This is a genomic window from Paraburkholderia sp. 2C (assembly GCF_054589215.1).
Genome location: NZ_BAAILL010000029.1, coordinates 10,025 through 30,171 on the forward strand (window position 1 = coordinate 10,025; position 20,147 = coordinate 30,171).

Here is a 20,147-nt window from a genome sequence, read left to right on the forward strand (position 1 = left end):
TGCCTATGCGCAGTTCGATCTGAACCGCTGTGTCGAACCGAAGCAGTTCCACGATGTGGTCGGGTACTACAACCGCTTCGATGTGTTTTCGCTGACGGTCGACCGCGAGCGGCATGAACCGGTGTCGTGGCGCACGCCCGCCCACGCTGCGGTGCCGCAACCGGTTGCCGAACCGGTATTGATCATTGACTGAGCGTGCGTAGCGACGCGCGGAAAAGCGCCACCTTCCATGACGCGAACCCATCGGGTGCGCCATGGGAGGCACGGCTTTCACACTATTTCGTGAATTCTGCTGGCGCCGCGATGGGAAGGCGGCGATGCCGGGGCGCTACCGCGTGCCTGTGTGCCACTATCGGGCGTTCCGGACGACACGTGCCTGCGGTGCGTGCCGCTCGGCGCCTGCCCGTTGCCGGCGTTGCCGACAGCGGGCGCGGCGTCGCCCGAACCGGATTCTGAACCCGAACCCAGCAACGGGTCGCTCGATCCCGAGTCCAGCAGAGGATCGGTGGTGGGCGCCCCACCCGAGCCTGATTGATTGAGCTGCGCGTCAATTTTGTTAACGAGAGCCATCGTCTGGAAGTAGTCCGATCCCGCAATGCGCATGGTGCGCTCCTGTAGTGTGGAACACCGAAATCAGGCGTATCGACACGTATGCTCAAGATCTTTAGAAGGGCTTCGTCATGTTCAACAATAAACGCCCTGGTTGAATAATGTTCAACGTTCCGCGACGCGGTCATCTTCTCCATTCGCGGAAGGTTGCGGGCGCATCTTTCCGGGGAATTCTTCGCCATCGACGGCCGCGATTCACGCCGACGGGCTGAAAACCAGTTCGAGCGCCTCGGGCCGATGCCGCAGAAATCCCTGCGCGTAATCGATGCCGATCTCGCGCAGCAGCGTCTCCACCGTTTCCGATTCGACGAATTCGGCGATCGTCTTCTTGCCGGTGATTCTCGCGATATCGCGAATGCAGCGCACGGTCGCCTGATCGACGAGATCGTGCTCGAGGTTGCGGATGAACTGGCCGTCGATCTTCAGATATTCGACCGGCAGGCTTTTCAGGTATCCGAATGACGATACGCCGCTGCCGAAGTCGTCGAGGGCGAAGCGCACGCCGCGCGCCTGCATCGTCCGAAAGAAGCAGGTTGCATCGCCGAGATTCGTAATCGCCGCCGTCTCGGTAATTTCGAAGCACAGTTTCTCGTGATCGAACGGCATCGCGTTCAGCAGGTCGAGCGCGTACTGCTGGAAGTCGCGATCGCCGATCGATAGACCCGACAGATTCACCGCGACGGTACTGACGTTCGACAGCATCGCCCGGTGCTCGGTCATCCATGCGAACACCTGCTGAATCACCCACCGGTCGATCCGCGACGTCATCTGAAAACGGTCCGCGGACGGTAAAAACGCGCCTGGCGGAATCAGCTTGCCGTCCTCACCGACGAGCCGCAGCAGCATTTCGCCGTGTATGCCCTCGTCGCTGTCGACGAGCGGCGTGATGTGCTGCCAATGGAGCACGAAGCGGCCCGTATCGATAGCCTGTTCGAGACGCCTGACCCATTGCATGTCTTCACGCCGCGATTCGATCATCTGGTCCGCTTCGACGTAGGTGTGCACGCGGTTGCGGCCCGCCTCCTTCGCCGCATAGCACGCGCTGTCGGCGGCCTGCAGCACATTGGCGGTGTTCGGCCAGCGCCCGTCGAGCGGCACGAGCCCGATGCTCGCTCCCGTATGCAGGCGCAGGTTGCCGTGCCGGAAGCGAAATGCGTCGATGCTGCGGCAGATCCGGTCGGCAATGTCCTGCGCAGTCTGGATCGAACATCGCTCGACAATCAGCCCGAATTCGTCGCCGCCGAGGCGCGCGAACGTGTCGGCCGGCCGGATCAGCTTGCGGATCACTTCCACCACCTGCCTGAGCAGACGGTCTCCGGCCGCATGTCCGCCGGCGTCGTTCACGAGCTTGAACTGATCGAGGTCGATATACATCAGCGCATGGCTCGAACCGTCGGTGCGGGTGGACGTGAGTGCGGCATGCAGCCGGCGCTCGAACTCGTCCCGGTTGAGCAGACCGGTCAGCATGTCGTGCGTCGCGCGATGGGTCATCTCCTGGCTCAACCGGTGCTGCTCCGAGACATCGTGAAACACCAGCACGACGCCGAGCGTGCGGCCCGCGCTGTCCTTGATCGGCGCCGCGGAGTCTTCGATGTGATATTCGCTACCGTCGCGGCTAATCAGAATGGTGTGATTGGCAAGGCCGACGATCCGGTCTTCCGAAAGACAAACGGTGATCGGATTCTTGGCCGGCGCCCGCGTGGTTTCGTTGACGATCCGAAATACCGCGCTGGACCATTGCCCTCGCGCATCGGCGTTATGCCAGCCCGTCAGTTGTTCCGCTACAGGGTTCAGATATTCGACATTGCCATTCGCGTCGGTGGTGATCACGCCGTCGCCGATCGAATGCAGCGTCACGCGCAGCCGCTCGAGCTGCGCCGCGAGTTCGGCTTGCGCGCGCTTGCGTTCGGTCACGTCTTCGAGCACCGTCAGATAACGAACCGGATAACCGTGGTGATCCCGCTCGACGATCGACGCGACCGAGATATCGATCAGCGCCCCGTTCTTGCATCGCATCCGATACTCGGCAGCGGCAGTCCAGCCAGGCGGCGTGTCGCACGGCGAGTCCGCGCCGATCGCGCGCCGCCTCGAATCGGGCGTCAGAAAGTCGGTCCAAAGCCGCTCCATGACTTCATCGCGCGTGTAGCCAAGCGTCGCCAGCCACGTCTCGCTGACGTGCATCAGGCGTCCGTCGCAGTCGGTCGAGTGAAGCATCGCGGGCGTCGCCTCGTAGAGCGCGCGAAAGCGCTGCTCGCTCGCCTTGAGCTTGCCAAGCGACGCATTCAGGGCGTCCTTCATCCGCTTCATGCCGGCCAGCAGCGCACCGATCTCGTCGCTGCGTTCGATGACGACCGTGTCCGAGAAGTTTCCCGCCTCGATCCGCGCAAGCAGGTCGAGCGCATGGCGCAGCGGCCGCGAGATGGTCTTGCGCAAAGCGAATGCCGCCAGCAGCGCGGTCACGAGGCCGGCGAGCATCATGAACGCGGTCAATCCCATCGTCCACTGCTCGGCCTGCACGGCGGACGCGTACAGGCGCGTGGATTCGTCGATCTGATCGTCTTCCAGTTTCGCGACGGCCCGCGTGTAAGCACTGTAGTCGGCATTGAGTGCCGCGAAAGACAGCGCACGCGCAGGCCCCTGATCGTGCGTGCGCAGCGACGCAATCAGCGGCGCGAAGCCATACGTTTTGAGCCGCTGCCGGGCCGCATCCACTTCGCTCGCGAGCGACCGTTCGTGATCGCGGGTTAGCGTGCGCCGGTACATCCGCCATTGCAGGTCGGATCGCGCAATGAGTGCGCTAGCATCGTCGAGAGCAGCTTCGCGATCGTTCGCTGCCGGGTCGGCGACGATCCGGTCGAGTTTCATGCGCGCCCTCGCGAGCCCCTGCTCCTGACGCTCGATCGCCAGCAGTTGCGACACGTTGATATAAGTCGCTTCGTGCGCACGCGTCGCGGTATCGATGCCATACAGTCCGCTGGCGCTGACGAGCACCAGCAAGGTCTGCAGAAGGACGATCACCACGGTGATCAGCGTGCGTATCCTGATTCGCTTGAACATAATGAGGCTGGGAGGCGGTGCGCGCGGTGCGACGGCCGATGCATCGGGCGCGCGATGCGTGTCGCGATCGCGCCGCGCGCGGTTGCCCGATCGGGACGTTCGCGCGCATCGGGCGCGGCCGGGTATCGGGCGCGTCAGGCGTGTCCGGCGTGTCCGGTGCCCAGCCGGGCAGCCGCGTCGAGCCGGAACGCGTTGACGGCCGTATCGAGCTCGGTGCCCTGATCCTCGAGCGAGCGCGCGGCGGCCGCTGCTTCTTCGACGAGCGCGGCGTTGCGCTGCGTGACCTCATCCATCTGCATGATCGCCCGGTTCACCTGCTCGATGCCGCGGCTCTGCTCTTCGGACGCGAGTGCGATGTCGCCGATCACGTTGGCCACCTTGCCGACCGCGGCCGTGACATCCGAGATCGCTTCGCCGGCCTGATTGGCAAGCGACGATCCCGCATGAATCTTCTGCACCGACAGCGCGATCAGGTCCTTGATCTCTTTTGCCGCGCTCGACGCCCGTTGCGCGAGGCTGCGCACTTCGCCCGCGACGACCGCGAAGCCCCGCCCCTGTTCGCCGGCGCGCGCGGCTTCCACCGCGGCGTTCAGCGCAAGAATATTGGTCTGAAACGCGATGCCCTCGATGATGCCGGTGATCTGCGCAATACGGTCGGAGCTCTCGTCGATTTCGCTCATCGTGTCCACGACTTGCACCACCACTTCATGTCCCTTGCGCGCCAGTTGCGCGGCGCTGCCGGTCAGCGTGCTGGCGTGTTTCGAGCTATCGGCGTTGTGCTGCACCGCTGTGGTCAGCTGTTCCATGCTCGACGCCGTTTCTTCGAGCGACGCGGCCTGCTCTTCCGTGCGCGACGACAGATCGGCATTGCCCGCCGCAATCTGCGCAGCCGCCGTGCGCACCGAATAGCTCGATTCCTGCACCGTGCGCAGCACGGCCTTGACGCGCTCGATCAGCTGATTGAACGCTTCGGCGGTCCGGCCGATTTCATCGCGGCGCTCGACGGGTGCGCGCAGCGACAGATCGAGCGACTGGCTGACCGCACCCAAGGTCTGCTGCAAGCCGGCGAGTCCGCGGCGAACGCGATTGAACAGTCGCCAGGCCAGCCCGCCGGTCAATGCGAATACGGCCAGTGCGGTCAAGGCGAGCGTCCAGACCGACGCGGTGGCGGCACGCTCGCCGCGTGCGCCGAGCGCGATCGCCTGGGCGATGTTGTAGTCGGTCTGGTTCTTCAGGCCTTTGACGACGGCCGCGGTGGCGGGCGTCAGCGGCGCGAGCGCGGCGTCGAGCTGGCTATCGTCGAGCACCTGCGAGGTCTTGTCGATAAACTTCGCCTGGACGGAGCGGTACGCGGCAAGGTTCGCGGTATCCGCCGCGAGGAACGCCTGGTCCTTGTCGTCGACGACGTGATCGTGTGCGTAGCGCACGAGAATTTCATCGAGGCGCCGATGCGCGTCGCCGATGCGCTGATCCCTTTGCAGACGCAGCTGCGGATTTGACGTCATCGCACGCGACAGCGTCGCTGCACGGATTTCCGACATCTGCGCGGTGGCTTCGGCGAGGTCGACGAGGGCCGGTATCGTATTGGCTTCGACGTACGCATAGCGCGCTTCGGAAGCGGTCAGTTGCCACAAGCCATACCCGGTGATAAAGACAAGTGCCAGTAGCGCGACTGCCAACGTCAGCGCCATATTCCTAATAATCGTCACGCCGTTCCCCGCCCGTTTCTCGAATACAGTGTTCTGTTTTTGTAAGCGTGTCGAACCTGATCCAGACAGGCCGCTACGCAAGCGAGAAACTATCCGCGCCGCACGGGCACGTGAAAATCAGGCGGGGCTGATTCTGTTGTAGGGCGATCCCGATACCCGTGTCGACGCAGGCCGACATCGCCGGCAACGCGTGCAGCCAGTGACGGGCGGCGCATGCGCCGATGTGCGCGCCTAGTCGATCAACTGATGCGACACCGCGTAACGCACGAGCTGCGCGTTATTGCGGCAGTTCAACTTCTGCATGAGGCGAGCTTTGTGCGTACTGACGGTCTTGTTGCTGATCGCGAATTCCGCCGCGATTTCGTTGACGCCGCGCCCATGCGCCAGCAGCCGGAAAATCGCGAACTCGCGTGCCGACAGCCGTTCGTGCGGCGCGCCTTGCAGCGCTTCGCCCGCGTCGAACACCATATGCTCGGCCAGTTGCGGATCGATAAAGCGGCCGCCCGCCGCGACTTTGCGGATGGCGGCGAGCAGCGTGTGCGGCTGGTTGTCTTTCGTCAGGTAGCCGGCCGCGCCGGCTTTGAGCGTATAGCGGACAAAATGCAGTTCGCTGTGCATGCTCAGCACGAGAATCGGCGGTGCCGCTTCGCGCGCCCGGATGTGTTCGATCAGGTCGACGCCGCTGATACCCGGCATCGACATGTCGAGCAGCAGCAGATCGACCGGCGTGCGACGCAGTGCGGCAAGCACATCGCCGCCGTTCGCGGCTTCCCCGACGACTTCGATGCCGGGCTCCAGCGCGAATAGCTGTTTGATCCCTTCACGCATGATGGCGTGGTCGTCCGCGATCAGAATGCGGATCATGATGCCTCTGACGATACGCTGGCGGGAATGCGAATGCGCAACGTCGTGCCCGCGCCCGGTGACGTAAGCAGATCGAAAGTGCCGGCAAACATCAAAACGCGCTCGCGAATCCCCACCAGCCCAAACGACTTCGATTTCTTTTCCGATGCATCGAAGCCGATTCCGTCGTCGCGGATTTCGAGCAGCCACCCTTGCGCCTGGCGCTTGAGCAGCACGCACGCGCGCGTGGCGCGCGCATGCCGGATGATATTGCGCAGTGCTTCCTGCGTGATGCGGAACAACGCGGTCGTTTCGCTTTCCCGCAGTGCGATGGTCGACAGATCGGTACTGAACCTGCACGGAATACCGGTCTCGCCGGTGAACTCCTTGACCAGCCACTCCAAAGCCGGCAATACGCCCAGGTCGAGCGCGACCGGGCGCAAGCTGGTTACCGCGTTGCGCACGACCTTGATCGCGCTGTCGACGTGGCCGGCGATCAGGTTCGCCCGCCTCGTGAGCGCGGGGGCGTCGGCGCCGAATTCGAGGCTGAGCACACCCAGTTGCAGCCGCACCGCGAGCAGCGACTGCGCGAGGCCGTCGTGCAGCTCGCGCGCAAGGTGCTTGCGCTCTTCTTCGCGCGCCGCCTCGCTGCGGTCCGCCAGTTGCCGGATCAGATGGCGCGATTCCTTGATGCGCATTTCGGCTTCTTTCGCTTGCGTCACGTCGCGGCTGATCGCGATGGCGCTGACGATCTCGCCGTCCGCGTCGCGTTCGGCCGCAATGCGAACGGAGTTATACACCCGTGCATGGCCGGGCCGCTTCCAGACGCCCGAGATTTCGTCAGCCTTGCCCGAGGTCAGCACGCGGCGGACAATCGCCTCGTAGTCTTCGACCGGAATGTCGGATGCCCACGCCTCCCTGAGCGGCACGTTGAGCGCCTGTTGGGCGGACAGGCGAAGGTTGCGCTCGAAGGCCGGGTTCACGTAGATGCGTTCGCAATGCCGGTTGTATCGCACCACGCTGTCCGGCAGGTTTTCGGCGAGCGTCCGGAACGCCTTCTCGCTTTTGCGCAGCAGGTCCTCGGCCCGTTTGCGCGCGCTGATATCGACCGTCGTGCCGATGTATTCGACAACGCGTCCGTCCTCGTACGACAGCGGCCGGCCGGTGCCGAACACATGACGGATCGCCCCGTCCGGGAGCACGATCCGGTATTCGCATTCGAACGCGCTGTTTGCTTCGATCGCCCGCTGCACGACATCGCGGACCATGTCGCGGTCCAGCGGGTGAATACGCCGCCGGATCGCTTCGAAGCTGGGCGGCGTGGCCGCGGGTGCGAAGCCGAGAATCCGGTAGTGCTCCTCCGACCAAACGAGCGTCGCCGATCCGATGTTCCACCGCCAGCAGCCGGTCCGGCTGATTTTCTGGCCTTCGGCGAGAAACGCCCTGCTTAACCGCAGCTGGTCGGCCACGCGCAGATGTTCAGCATTTTCCCTTTGCAGTGCCTGGTTCGCCTCGGTCAGCATCGAGACCGTCTGCGCGAGCCGCCGGTGTGCGTCGCGAAGCGAGCGCGCGGTGCGGTGCTGCAACGCGCCGAGGCAGCCGATAAACGTCGCCGTGAGCGAAAACATCGCCATGCGCGGCAAGTCGATCGGGTCGACACGCAGCGAATGCAGCGGCTGCACGAAGCCGTAATCGAATGCGACGAGCGACAGCACGACGGCCCACATGCCCGGACCGATGCCGCCGAGCCACGAACTGAGGACGATCGCACACAGCGACATCGACGCGGCGGCGGACACGAAGTGCTGCGACAGCCAGTCGGCGCACGCGAAGGAGACGGTCACGAAGCCGGTGGCCGCGACGTATCGCGCGGCCACCGTTCTGAACGGCCAGACTGCTTCGTTGTCCATTTCACCTTTCCCTATGAAGAAATGAGCGCGGCGACGCAATGGGAGACAGGCCCGGTCGAAAGAAACGGGATGGCGGCCCATGCCGGACAAACCGGAGATCGCTTGCGCGCTTCAGGCGATGCGATGGCTCGCGCGCCAGGCTTGAGGGCGCGCGACGACAGGCGTGGTTTCGCGGCGCGACCGCGATGATAGCCGAAACCCAGGTGACCAGTACTCGGGGCTAGCGAGACTTAATCTTCGCAGACGAAGGCGCCGAGCGTCCGTCTCAGGTGCGCCTCGACCGGCTTGGGGGAGATGCGATTCTTAGTGATACAAAGAAGATCGGCTTCGCATGCAACGCGAGAGCCGTGGCAATCGTGACTCGCGACGGCCGGCGTCTCGATCCGCATGGCTAGCCGCGGAATTCCTGATGATCCAACAGCCACCGGGAAGCTTCGTTGAGGTTCGGCAATACGCCCAGTCCAGGCGTATCCGGCAATTCAAAGGTTCCATTTTCGACGCGCGGAAATGGCGTCGCCAACGCTTCGCGTAGCGGATTTTCCATCACATCGTGTTCGAGCAGACCGTCGCCGCCCGCCGCGGCAAGCAAATGCGCCGAGGCGAGCAAACCGATTCCGCTTCCCAGCCAATGCGGGCAGTAGGTCAGACCTCGCGCGACAGCATGGCGCCCGACCGCGAGACACCCGGTCACACCGCCCCATTTCAGCAGGTCCGGCTGCACGACCCGATGACTGGCCTGATTGATCAAGGACGAAAATGCCGCAAAGCCCGAGACATTCTCGCCACCCGCAAGCGGTGTGCGGGAGATCATCGCGAGTTCGGCCCACTCGTCGGCGCAACTGTTCGCGGGAATCGGCTCTTCCACCCATCCGAGATTGAATTCGGCAAGGCGCGGCAGGGCGCGGCGCGCCTGCGTCATATCCCAGCCCTGATTGACGTCGACCATCAGGCGTTCGCCTCGGCGCAGTTCCTTCTGCAGGTCTTTGAGAACTTCGACGTCTTTGTCAAGGCCAAAGCCAACCTTGACCTTGAAGGCGCTAAAGCCCTTTTCTCTCGCGCGCTGCACCGTCCTGACCGCCGAGTCCGGATTGAGTCCGCTCGCGTAAACGGGCACACGGTTCCGGCTAGCCGGTGCGCCGAGCAGGCGGCCAAGCGGAAGCGCGGCACGCCTCGCCTGAAGGTCCCACAGCGCAAGATCGAGTCCGGCGATGCAGGCTGCGATCGGACCAGCCTCTCCGCTCTGGATGGTCCAGCGCCGCGTTTTTTCCGTCACGGTGTGCCATGCGTGTGCGGCGTCGTCGTACTCGCCGGCAAACGCTGCGGGCGCAACGACCGTCTCCATCAGGCGCACTTTGTTGTCCGCCGAAAACGGCGGGAAGTTGCACCAGATTTCGCCCCAGCCGTACGCCCCTTCGGCATCTTCCACGCGAAGCAGCAGCACCGAACGCCGAGGGATCGAACCGAATGAAGTTTGCACCGCCTCGGTCACTTCGGCGCGGAACAGATGGGTTTCGATACGTGCAATCCTGATAGCCATGTAAAACGATCCTTGACGGGTGATGGGCGTGGCGTCTGTTTCAACCGGTGGCATCCGAACGGGAACGTGCCTCGGGCGCTCGATTCAATGGTACTTGCGGCGGTCGCGAATAACGAATACCGATACTGGATGATTCCGATCTCAAACCGGGATGTCCGTTCACCCATCGCATCCTGAAGCCGATGATCGTCGTACTGAACAACGATGAAGGCCCGATCGAAACGCCGCTCTGCAACGAGCGCGCCATCACCTACAATGACATCGTCCGCTGCGCGTGATGCGCAGTTGCCGCGCGCGCCGGGTTGCAATGACTGCTTCGGCGCCCGCGTGAACGCCGCCGGCGCGGAGCGGGATGCAGCAATGGAGTGCGCCGCCTGTATCGCGGAGGTGACGGATGCGTACGCCGCCTCGCAGCTGTCGTTGAAGTTGCATGACACGGTGAAGACCTTCTACCCATCCTGACGCCGGCATGCCGGCTTTTCCGTGGACATCGCCATGAAGCCCATGTCACGCCGTCAAGCGCTCCAGACCGCCGCCGCACTCGGCGCACTCGGCGCACTCGCAGCACGCCCCGTCTGGGCCAGCGATACCCGGGTTAGCCTGCCCCTCCCGCCGGAGCGCAGGCCGGACGCGCAAGGCGTGATCGCCTTCGACGCCCGCGGCGCCAGCCGGCGCTTCCTGCCCAACCGGAACACGCCGACCTACGGCTATGCCGGCGCCTTCCTCGGGCCGGCGCTGCGCCTACGGCGCGGCCAGACCGTGAAGATCGACTTTACGAACCACCTGCCCGAGCCGACGACCGTGCATTGGCATGGGCTCATCATCCCTGGCGACGTCGATGGCGGGCCGCACCGGCCCGTGCCACCCGGCGGGCGCTGGCAGCCGACGCTGCCGATCGACCAGCCGGCCGCCACACTCTGGTTCCATCCGCACTTTTATCCCACCACCGCCCCGCAGGTGATCAAGGGGCTCGCCGGCCTGCTGATCGTCGACGACGAGGAGGCGGACCGGCTGGCCCTGCCCTCGCGCTGGGGCATCGACGACATTCCGCTGATCATCCAGGATCGCCGCTTCCGCAGCGACGGCGCGTTCTTCGACACGATGAACATCATCACGGCGACCAACGGCTATGTCGGCACCGTGCCGCTGATCAACGGCGCGCAATATCCCGAGGCGCGCACCGCGCGCGGCTGGGTGCGGCTGCGCGTGCTCGACGGGTCCAATGCGCGCAGCTACCGGCTGAGCGCCTCGGACGGTCGCTCGCTCTTCGTGATCGGCTCCGACGGCGGGCTGCTGGAACGGCCGGTGGAGGTGAACCAGCTCACCGTGCATGCGGGCGAGCGCTTCGAACTGATGGTGGATTGCCGCTCCGGCAATCCCTTCGACCTTGTCACGTTGCCCGAGGGCGACGCCATCATGCGTCTGCCGCCCTTCGACAAGCCGCTGCCGCTGCTGACAATCCGGCCTGTGGGCACACAGGGAAAGGGCAAGCTTCCCGACGCGCTGGCCAAGTTGCCTTCATTGCCCGCAGAGCCGCCCGCGGTCAGTCAGGCGCTGGTCATGAATATGTTCAGCGACCAGGCCGGCATGATGCCGCTGATGAAGGCCGGGCTGCCGATGGGTGCGGCGCCGCCGGGCCCAGTCGCGCCGGAGGTCGTTGCCCGCGTGACGCAGCTGATCGAGAACGAGCCGGCCTTGCCGATGGCCGAGCAGCTCGCCCTCAACGGCGTCAACGGCAAGCCGTTCTCACTGAAGGAGCCGGGCTTTACGGCCGCCCGCGGCGAGCTGCTGCGCTGGCGGATTTCGGAAGGCGACGACAAGATGCTGCATCCGGTGCACATTCACGGCTGCCAGTTCCGCATCCTGTCGGAGAACGGGCGGCCGCCGCCGCCGCATCGCGCCGGGTGGAAAGACATCGCGCCGATTGCGAATGCCGGCGTCAGCGAACTGCTGGTGAGCTTTCCTCTCCCGGCCGCCGCCGACGCGCCCTATATGGCGCATTGCCATATCCTGGAGCATGAGGACTCCGGCATGATGACGCAGTTCACGGTGGCCTAGCGCGTATCGCGCAGTCCGGCCCGCATCCCCTGTCTCGGGAGACGGCCGGCCTCTGCCCGTTGCGGTCCGCACGCGCGCAGCGTGTGCGTCGGTGTGGCTCGCATATCGATCAGCTGCACGCATCGTTTCGATGCCCTTCCACTCCCTTTCTTGCCTGTCATTTTGCAAGGCTCGAGCGTGCTTTGGCGCTTGGTTTTCAGCTCGATAACAGCGTTCGAAATTTATATTTGCTCTGCTTAAGAAGCCTGTTGACTTCCGATTCGGAGAGTGCCTAAAATTCGCCCGTCTCAATGAACGGGGCTGATGCCTTGGACACTTGCAGTAGTCGACCTTCGAACAGTTTCGCTGCCTGACCGCAGGACGTCCGCGCTTTTCCCAGCCGCCGTCTTGCCGCAGGCAGACGGTGCGCGTCGTCGTTACCTTCCCGTGCACCTTGAGTAGCGTCACGTGAACGCAGCGCTTGTTTGCGTCCGCGTGGCATCGCGTCGCGAGTGTCCACTCGCTGCCGCGTCCGTTCGCGCCTTTTTCGAGTAATGGGCGTGGGCTGACGCGTGGATCAACACGTCCGTCGCCAACGTTAATAAGGAGCCGCCATGCCAGACAGTGACAGTTATCCCATATGCCACTCATCTCTACCTTTACCTGAGGAAAGCGAGTAGACGCTCCCCGTCGCGCACAGGGTGCGTGCGCCTCTGCATCTGCTGGCTTTCCACGAACCGCGTCAAGCCAAACGCAGGGAGCAATACCATGACCTTCGGCCTTCTGCTGCCGCACCTGCCCCACACGCAGGAAGCGCACGTCCACTACGACTCGATGCTGTCGCTGCACGTTCGCACGCCGCATAAATTCGCCGCGCTCTGGCGGCGCCTCGTCACCCCCGCTTCGTAAAGCAGCGCACCCGTTCCGCCATACGTCGGCGACGTCGTCGTTCGACGACGCACGTCCCGACGTAGCAGAACCGCGCATATTCCATTCGTTAAGCTCACCTGGAGAACCAGGCAAAATGTCTACTCCACCGCACGTTTCAACAACGCGGAGCGCCGTGCTCGACACGGCGCACGTCGGCGACATCAAAGGCGCACTGGGCACCATCGCTCATCACGACATTGCACCGCGCATCGGCTGGCGGGCGCGTCTGCGCACGCTGCTGGCGATTCTCGGCCCTGGCCTCATCGTGATGGTCGGCGACAACGATGCGGGTGCTTTCGGCACTTACACCCAGGCGGGACAGAACTATGGGACCACCTTGCTGTGGACCTTGATGCTGCTGGTGCCCGTGCTGTTCGTCAGTCAGGAGATGGTGCTGCGGCTAGGCGCGGTAACCGGCGTCGGCCACGCGCGCCTCATCTTCGAACGCTTTGGAAAATTCTGGGGGGCGTTCAGTGTCGTCGATCTGTTCATTCTCAACGCACTGACCATCGTGACCGAGTTCATCGGCATCACGTTCGTCCTCGACTTTTTCGGTGTGTCGAAGGTGCCTGGCGTGTGTATCGCGGCGGCGCTGACCATGGCTGCGGTCAGTACAGGAAACTTCAGGCGCTTCGAACGATTCGCCGTCGTGCTTTGCCTGCTTAGCCTGCTGCTGGTGCCGGTGCTGGTGTCGATTCACCCGCCGGTCGGCCAGATAGCGCACAACTTCCTGATTCCCAACTGGCCAGCACAGGCGAAGCTCAGCGACGTGATGCTGCTCATCATCGGCATCGTCGGCACGACGGTCGCACCGTGGCAGCTGTTTTTCCAGCAAAGCTATATCGTCGATAAGCGCATCACGCCGCGTTTCATCAAGTATGAGAGAACCGATCTGCTGATCGGCATTGTGTTCGTGATGATCGGCGCCGTGGCGATGATCTCGTTCTGTGCTGCGCTTTACGCAGGGAAGCCCGAATTCGGCAACTTCACGGATGCGGGCGGCGTCATTGCCGGTCTGCAGAAGTATGCAGGCCGCACGTTAGCCGTTCTGTTCGCCGTGGCGCTGCTCGACGCCTGCATTATCGGTGCCGCTGCGGTATCGCTCGCGACCGCGTATGCGATCGGCGATGTATTCAGGATTCGCCATTCACTGCACCGCAGTGTGTCGGATGCGAAAGGCTTCTATCTCGTGTACTTCGGCATTATTGCCGCGGCGGCGGCGCTGGTTCTGATTCCTGGCAGCCCGCTGGGTTTGCTCACCGAAGCGGTGCAGACACTCGCCGGCGTATTGCTGCCCAGCGCGACCGTATTCCTGCTGCTGCTGTGCAATGACCGAGCCGTGCTTGGGCCGTGGGTCAACTCGAAGAAACTCAATCTGTTCACCGGTGCGGTGGTCTGGGTGCTGGTGATGCTGTCCGTCATCCTGACTGCATCCGTGATGTACCCCGACATCGCGAGCCAAACGATTCTCGAGGTGCTCGCCGGTGGCACGTTGCTGGCCGTGGCCGGTTATGCCGCAACAGTCGCGATTCGCAAGCTGCGAGGCGAAACGGCCGATGCACCGATGCAGATATATCCGAGATCTGCGCGCGACACGTGGCGGATGCCGCCGCTGGACGAACTGCCGCCACCGAACCTCACGCTAGCCAAGCGCGTGTGGATGGGCGTGCTGCGCGGCTATCTGCTGGTGGCGGTGGCGCTGGTTGTCGTGAAGGTTGTGCAGATGGCATTCGTGAAATAGCCCAGCCACCGTACCGCCAGAAAGCGATCGACGCAGCGCCTCGCCAAAGTTCGCGCGCCTTGCCCGCAGGGCGCGCGCGACGCGCTGCTCAGTCGGCATCCCGCTTGAGCACGCCGCTGATCCAGCGCTCTTCCGAAGCCATCAGATGAGCGCGCATCGCGGTCTGCGCAGCAATCGGATCGCCCGACTGCAGTGCCCGCAAGATATCTTCATGCTCCCGCACGGCGTCGGTCCATGTCTGCGCGCTCTCGGTGTGACCGCGCATCGCGGCCGCAATCGGATCGTGGCGGCTATCGAACAGTTCGCCCACAAAGCGCGCAAGCACCGAATTACCCGCTGCCTCCGCGATCAGCATATGGAACTGCCGGTCGGCGTCCACCGGGGTCTTGCCGGCCGCGGCGAGCCTGCGCATCCGGTCCACGGTCCGCCTCAACCGGTCGACCATGGCGGCCGTCATACGCGCGGCGGCAAGGGCTGCGACACTGCCTTCAATCGCCGCGCGCGCCTGCATCAATTCCGATGGGCTGTCGCCCAATGCGCCCACCGCGCCGACCGCGCTTTCATCGTCCGCGCCGGTGTCGCGCACGTAGACGCCCGAACCCATCCGGATTTCGACGCGGCCGCCGATCTCGAGCGCAATCAACGCCTCGCGCAATGACGGACGGGAGACGCCGAGTCTTAGCGCCAGCTCGCGTTCGGGCGGCAAACGCTCGCCGACGGGAAACTCGCCCTCGCGAATCAGCGCAAGAATCTCCGCAGCCACGGATTGGTAAAGCCGCTTGGGCTCTTGTGTTTTCATAAACGGCTGGCATCCAGTACACAGAAGGCGCTCGAAACAGCGTCGTGGCGAAGTCTAGCGCGGCCGATGTGGACCCGCAAATGAGGTGTTCTGACCGGGACTGTCGGCACTGGTAAGGTCAATTTGTAAATTTCCAACTGGATTGACCAAAGCGCGAGATTGCGGTTTAATGCGTCACAACTGGACTGACCAGCGCCACGCCAGGTCGGCCGTCCATAGGAGACACGATGAGCACGCCTCGCAGCCTGAGGGACATCGCCGGCAAGCCGGACAGCCGCAACTGGGAAGGAGAGATCCTGCGGCTCGAGGGCATCCGCAAGCAGTTTCCCGGCGTCGTCGCGCTTGACGGCATCCACCTCGATCTGCATTGCGGCGAAGTCCACGCCATCTGCGGCGAAAACGGAGCGGGCAAATCGACGCTGATGAAAATCATCAGCGGCCAGTACCGTCCCGATGAAGGGACCATCCATTACCGCGGCGAGCCGGTGAATTTCCAGTCGACGTCGGACGCCCAGGCGGCGGGCATCGCGATCATTCACCAGGAACTGAACCTCGTCCCCGATCTGTCCATCGCGGAGAACCTCTATCTCGCGCGTGAACCCAAGCGCGGCCCCTTCGTCGACCGGCGCAGGCTCAACGCCGACGCGAAGCAATGCCTGGCCCGTATTGGACTCGCCATCGCACCCACCACCAAAGTCGGCGCGCTATCGATCGCGCAACAGCAGATGGTGGAAATCGCGAAGGCACTGTCGCTCGACGCGCAGGTGCTGATCATGGACGAGCCGACCTCGTCGCTGACGGAGTCGGAAACCGTTCACCTGTTTCGCATCATCAAGGAGCTGCGCGCCGAGGGCGTTGCGATCCTCTATATCTCGCACCGCCTCGACGAAATGGCGGAGATTGTCGATCGCGTGACCGTGTTGCGCGACGGCCGCTATATCTCGACCGACCGCTTCGCGGCGCTCACCGTGAACGACGTCGTCGCGCGCATGGTCGGCCGCTCGCTCGACGATGCCTATCCGCAGCGGCAGTCGGTGCCGACCGGCGAAGTGCTGCTGAGCGTCAGCGACCTGCGGCGCGAAGCCGTGTTCGGGCCGCTTTCGTTCGAACTGCGCAAAGGCGAGATTCTCGGCTTTGCCGGCCTGATGGGCGCGGGCCGCACCGAGGTCGCGCGCGCGATTTTCGGCGCCGATCCGCTCGACGGCGGAACGGTTTCGCTGCGCGGCCAGCCGGTCACGATACGTTCGCCGCGCGAGGCGATTCGCCACGGCATTGCCTATCTCTCGGAAGATCGCAAGAAGGAAGGCCTCGCCCTCGGCATGCCGGTCGCCGCGAATGTCACGCTCGCCAATGTTCGCGGCATCTCGTCGCGTGCAGGCTTCCTGCGCTTCAACGAGGAAGCGCGCATTGCGGCCCGCTATGTGCAGGAGCTCGCGATTCGCACGCCTTCGGTCAATCAGATCGCGCGCAACCTTTCCGGCGGTAACCAGCAAAAGGTCGTGATCGGCAAATGGCTGTATCGCGGATCGAAAATCCTGTTCTTCGATGAGCCCACACGCGGTATCGACGTCGGCGCGAAGTTCGCCATTTATGGCCTGATGGACCGGCTCGCTGCCGATGGCGTGGGCGTCGTGCTGATCAGTTCGGAACTGCCCGAGCTGCTCGGCATGACGGATCGGATCGCCGTGTTCCACGAAGGCCGGATCGCGGCGGTTCTCGAAACAAAACACACCAGCCAGGAGGAGATCATGCACTACGCTTCGGGGCGCACCCATGCTTGAAATGACATCGGATCGCACGCAGGCCGCCAATCGGTCCGCACAGGAGCGGCGACGCGAACTCATTCAGAAATTCGCGGCGTTGGGCAGCCTTGTCGTACTCGTGATCGCATTTTCGATTGCGAGCTCGGCATTCTTCTCGGTCGACAATCTGATGACGGTCGGCCTGCAGGTGACGTCGATCGCCTATCTGGGCGTGGCCGCGACCTGCGTCATCATCACCGGCGGCATCGATCTTTCAGTCGGCTCGGTACTGGCGCTTGCCGGCGTGTGCGCGGCGCTGCTCGCCAAGACCGGCGTACCGGTCCCGGTCGCCATGCTGGGCGGCATTCTGGTCGGTGCGCTGTGCGGCCTCATCAACGGTATCTGCGTCACGCGTATGGGCCTGCCGCCGTTTATCGCGACGCTCGGCATGATGCTCGTCGCACGCGGCATGGCGCTGCAGATCACCGGCGCGCGCCCTGTGTCGGACCTCGGCGACGCATTCGGCGCGCTCGGCAATGGCGCCCTGTTCCGCATCTCGCACATCGGCGCCGACGGTTTTCCAGACACCACTTTCCCGGGCATTCCCTATCCGGTCGTCATCATGGTGCTGCTGTTCGTCGTCGTCTCAGTGCTGCTTTCGCGGACCTCGCTCGGCCGCCACATCTACGCGGTCGGATCGAACGCGGAAGCGGCGCGGCTTTCCGGCGTCAATGTTCAGGGCGTCAAGCTCTTTACGTATGTGCTTTCGGGCGCCCTCGCCGGCGTGACCGGGTGCGTGCTGATGTCGCGGCTCGTGACCGGGCAGCCGAACGAAGGCGTGATGTACGAACTCGACGCGATCGCGAGTTCGGTGATCGGCGGGACATCGCTGATGGGCGGCGTCGGCACGATTTCGGGCACCGCCATCGGCGCATTCGTGATCGGCGTGCTGCGCAACGGGCTGAATATGAATGGCGTGTCGAGCTTCATCCAGCAGATCATCATCGGCGTGGTGATTCTCGGCACCGTCTGGATCGATCAGCTTCGCAACCGCAGGCGATAAGGTAAGCAGAGGCGTTCAAAAGCAGTCACAAGAAGTCCAACCACCAGAGACAGGAGCGAGACATGAAAAAATTCCCGATGCTGGCAGTTTCCGCATTGCTATGTGCGGCGTTCAGTACCGGCGCCTATGCGGCGGGCGGCGAGATCGCCGTGATCGTCAAGACGGTCAATTCGAACTATTGGCAGAACGTGCAGAAAGGCGCGACCGCGGCGCTCGCCGACGCGAAGGGCTACACGATGACGTTCCAGGGGCCGGCCGCCGAATCGGATATCGCCGACGAGGTCAATATGGTCGTGAACGCGGTCAACCGGCATGTCGCGGGCATCGTGCTCGCGCCGTCCGATCCCGACGCGCTCGTTCCCGCGATCAAGCAGGCGTGGAACGCGCATATCCCGGTCGTGCTCATCGATTCGGCGATTTCGGATTCGGGCAAGCAGTACTACCAGTCGTTTTTGTCGACCGATAACGAAAAGGCCGGCGAGCTGTGCGCAAAGGCGCTGATCGATCGCGTCGGACAGACCGGCAAGGTCGCGATCATGTCCTATGTGCCGGGCGCCGGCTCGGAAGTGAGCCGCGTCGGGGGCTTTCGCAAATACATCGCGAGCCACTCGAAGCTGCAGATCGTCGGACCGTACTACTCGCAGTCGCAGATGGCCATGGCCTTGAACCAGACGACCGATGTGCTGTCCGCCAACCCCGACCTGAAGGGCATCTTCGGCGCGAACGAGCCGACCGCCGTGGGCGTGGGCCGTGCGCTCAAGCAGTCGGGCAAGGCGGGCAAGCTGGTTGCGATCGGCTTCGACGGCAACGAGGACCTGCAAGGCTTCGTGCGCGACGGCACGGTGCAGGCGATCGCGGTTCAGGGCTCGTGGCAGATGGGACACAAAGGTATCGAGACGGTCGTCGGCGTGATCGAGCGCAAGCCGGTGCCGAAGCAGGTCGATACGGGCGTCGTGATGGTCGACAAGCAGAACCTCGATTCGCAGCAGGCAAAGAACGTCCTCTACTGACAACCCGCAACGCATCGCGACAGTCCCGCTGCGTCGCAGGCGCGGCGCGCGGGCTTCGTCGATGGCTCGTCGCAATGAACTTAGGGATCCCTACTCTTTCATGAAGGCAAGCGCAACACGCACCCTGCCGCGCAGCGGCCTGTCGATGACCGCGCTCGGCCTCGGCTGCTCCCAATTCGGCGGGCTCTACCGGCCGATGGCCGCTGCCGACGCCACCGCGCTTGCCGACGCCGCGTGGTCCGCGGGCCTGCGTTACTTCGACACCGCGCCGTACTATGGCTACACGCTTTCGGAGCGACGCGTCGGGCAAGCGCTCGGCGCACGCGAGCGCAGCGCCTACACGCTGAGCACGAAAGTTGGCCGGCTGATGCGCCCCGACGCGAGCGTCAAACCCGGCGACGACAACTGGGCCGAGCCGCTGCCGTTCCGCCCGGTATACGACTACAGCTACGACGGCATCATGCGTTCGTACGAGGACAGCCAGCAGCGCCTCGGGCTCGCGCAAATCGACGTGCTTTACGTACACGACATCGGCCGCATGACGCACGGCGGACAGCACGCACACTACTGGACGCAGTTGACTGACGGCGGCGGGTTCCGCGCGCTGCGCTCGCTGCGTTCGAGCGGCGAGATCGGCGGGATCGGCCTCGGCGTCAACGAATGGGAAGTCGCTGCCGATGCGTTGAATGAAGCCGAGCTCGACGCGATCATGCTTGCGGGCCGCTACACGTTGCTGGAGCAGACCGCGCTGGAGCCGTTGCTCGAGGTCTGCGCGCGCCTGCAGACCGCGATCGTCGTCGCCGGCGTATTCAATTCAGGCGTGCTGGCCGGCAACGGCAAGTTCAACTACGCGGACGCGCCTGCCGAGGTTGTCGAAAGGGTAAGCCGGCTATCGGCCTTGTGCGAGCGCTTCGACGTGCCGCTGCCCGCCGCCGCGCTGCAATTCCCGTTCGCGCATCCGGCGGTCGTGTCGTGCGTCGTCGGTGCACGCAGCCCATCGCAGCTTCAGCAAAACATTGCGTGGCTCGAACAGACGATACCCGCGGATTTCTGGGCCGCGCTGCGGTCCGCACACCTGATCGACGCGCGGGCGCCGCTGCCCGAAGGGCGCGCATGACTCGTCTGCCTGTCTTTTGCGTTGGCGCGCCGAACGCCACGCC

15 protein-coding genes and 1 pseudogene are annotated in these 20,147 nt (G+C 64.0%); 8 read left to right on the plus strand and 8 right to left on the minus strand.

The window, feature by feature from the left end; translation table 11 throughout:
- Positions 1–193: pseudogene (locus tag ACYPXD_RS06525) on the plus strand (carbon-nitrogen hydrolase family protein); the annotation flags it as partial.
- Positions 194–270: 77 nt separating this feature from the next.
- Here ACYPXD_RS06525 and ACYPXD_RS06530 read toward each other — a convergent pair.
- From ACYPXD_RS06530 to ACYPXD_RS06560, 7 genes are all read right to left on the minus strand, one after another.
- Positions 271–603 carry a hypothetical protein gene (locus tag ACYPXD_RS06530; protein WP_459708787.1) on the minus strand — a complete coding sequence of 111 codons (333 nt, stop codon included), beginning with the start codon at positions 601–603 and terminating at the stop codon, positions 271–273.
- Positions 604–804: 201 nt separating this feature from the next.
- Positions 805–3,666: an EAL domain-containing protein gene (locus ACYPXD_RS06535; protein ID WP_459708789.1), complete on the minus strand. Its 2,862-nt coding sequence runs from the start codon at positions 3,664–3,666 to the stop codon at positions 805–807.
- A gap of 134 nt (positions 3,667–3,800) precedes the next feature.
- Positions 3,801–5,375 (minus strand): methyl-accepting chemotaxis protein, encoded by a 1,575-nt coding sequence (locus ACYPXD_RS06540; RefSeq protein WP_459708791.1) that lies wholly within the window; start codon positions 5,373–5,375, stop codon positions 3,801–3,803.
- Positions 5,376–5,606: 231 nt separating this feature from the next.
- Positions 5,607–6,239 carry a response regulator gene (locus ACYPXD_RS06545; RefSeq protein WP_459708794.1) on the minus strand — a complete coding sequence of 211 codons (633 nt, stop codon included), beginning with the start codon at positions 6,237–6,239 and terminating at the stop codon, positions 5,607–5,609.
- Positions 6,236–8,128: a PAS domain-containing protein gene (locus ACYPXD_RS06550; RefSeq protein ID WP_459708796.1), complete on the minus strand. Its 1,893-nt coding sequence runs from the start codon at positions 8,126–8,128 to the stop codon at positions 6,236–6,238. The genes ACYPXD_RS06545 and ACYPXD_RS06550 overlap by 4 nt, the downstream gene beginning before the upstream one ends.
- A gap of 391 nt (positions 8,129–8,519) precedes the next feature.
- Positions 8,520–9,665, minus strand: coding sequence for a mandelate racemase/muconate lactonizing enzyme family protein (locus tag ACYPXD_RS06555; protein ID WP_459708799.1), 1,146 nt, complete (start codon positions 9,663–9,665; stop codon positions 8,520–8,522).
- Positions 9,614–10,102, minus strand: coding sequence for a hypothetical protein (locus tag ACYPXD_RS06560; RefSeq protein WP_459708801.1), 489 nt, complete (start codon positions 10,100–10,102; stop codon positions 9,614–9,616). The genes ACYPXD_RS06555 and ACYPXD_RS06560 overlap by 52 nt, the downstream gene beginning before the upstream one ends.
- Positions 10,103–10,160: 58 nt before the next feature.
- Here ACYPXD_RS06560 and cueO point away from each other — a divergent pair, with 58 nt between their 5' ends.
- The 3 genes from cueO to ACYPXD_RS06575 all read left to right on the plus strand — a co-directional run bounded on the left by cueO (position 10,161) and on the right by ACYPXD_RS06575 (position 14,373).
- Positions 10,161–11,723 (plus strand): multicopper oxidase CueO, encoded by a 1,563-nt coding sequence (gene cueO, locus ACYPXD_RS06565; RefSeq protein WP_459708803.1) that lies wholly within the window; start codon positions 10,161–10,163, stop codon positions 11,721–11,723.
- A 747-nt stretch (positions 11,724–12,470) separates the two neighbouring features.
- A complete protein-coding gene (locus ACYPXD_RS06570) occupies positions 12,471–12,611 on the plus strand; it encodes a hypothetical protein (protein WP_459708805.1) in 141 nt (46 codons plus the stop codon).
- A gap of 115 nt (positions 12,612–12,726) precedes the next feature.
- Positions 12,727–14,373 (plus strand): NRAMP family divalent metal transporter, encoded by a 1,647-nt coding sequence (locus tag ACYPXD_RS06575; protein ID WP_459708807.1) that lies wholly within the window; start codon positions 12,727–12,729, stop codon positions 14,371–14,373.
- Between the two features lie 88 nt (positions 14,374–14,461).
- On the opposite strand, the gene ACYPXD_RS06580 is transcribed toward ACYPXD_RS06575, so the two are convergent.
- Positions 14,462–15,172: a FadR/GntR family transcriptional regulator gene (locus ACYPXD_RS06580; protein ID WP_459708809.1), complete on the minus strand. Its 711-nt coding sequence runs from the start codon at positions 15,170–15,172 to the stop codon at positions 14,462–14,464.
- A gap of 227 nt (positions 15,173–15,399) precedes the next feature.
- Here ACYPXD_RS06580 and ACYPXD_RS06585 point away from each other — a divergent pair, with 227 nt between their 5' ends.
- The 4 genes from ACYPXD_RS06585 to ACYPXD_RS06600 all read left to right on the plus strand — a co-directional run bounded on the left by ACYPXD_RS06585 (position 15,400) and on the right by ACYPXD_RS06600 (position 20,104).
- Positions 15,400–16,953 (plus strand): sugar ABC transporter ATP-binding protein, encoded by a 1,554-nt coding sequence (locus tag ACYPXD_RS06585; RefSeq protein ID WP_459708812.1) that lies wholly within the window; start codon positions 15,400–15,402, stop codon positions 16,951–16,953.
- Positions 16,946–17,977, plus strand: coding sequence for an ABC transporter permease (locus ACYPXD_RS06590; RefSeq protein ID WP_459708815.1), 1,032 nt, complete (start codon positions 16,946–16,948; stop codon positions 17,975–17,977). The genes ACYPXD_RS06585 and ACYPXD_RS06590 overlap by 8 nt, the downstream gene beginning before the upstream one ends.
- A gap of 62 nt (positions 17,978–18,039) precedes the next feature.
- A complete protein-coding gene (locus ACYPXD_RS06595) occupies positions 18,040–18,987 on the plus strand; it encodes a substrate-binding domain-containing protein (protein WP_459708817.1) in 948 nt (315 codons plus the stop codon).
- 100 nt (positions 18,988–19,087) lie between these two features.
- The gene (locus ACYPXD_RS06600) at positions 19,088–20,104 is read left to right on the plus strand and encodes an aldo/keto reductase (RefSeq protein ID WP_459708819.1); all 1,017 of its coding nucleotides are present in this window, start codon (positions 19,088–19,090) and stop codon (positions 20,102–20,104) included.
- Positions 20,105–20,147 lie beyond the last annotated feature (43 nt).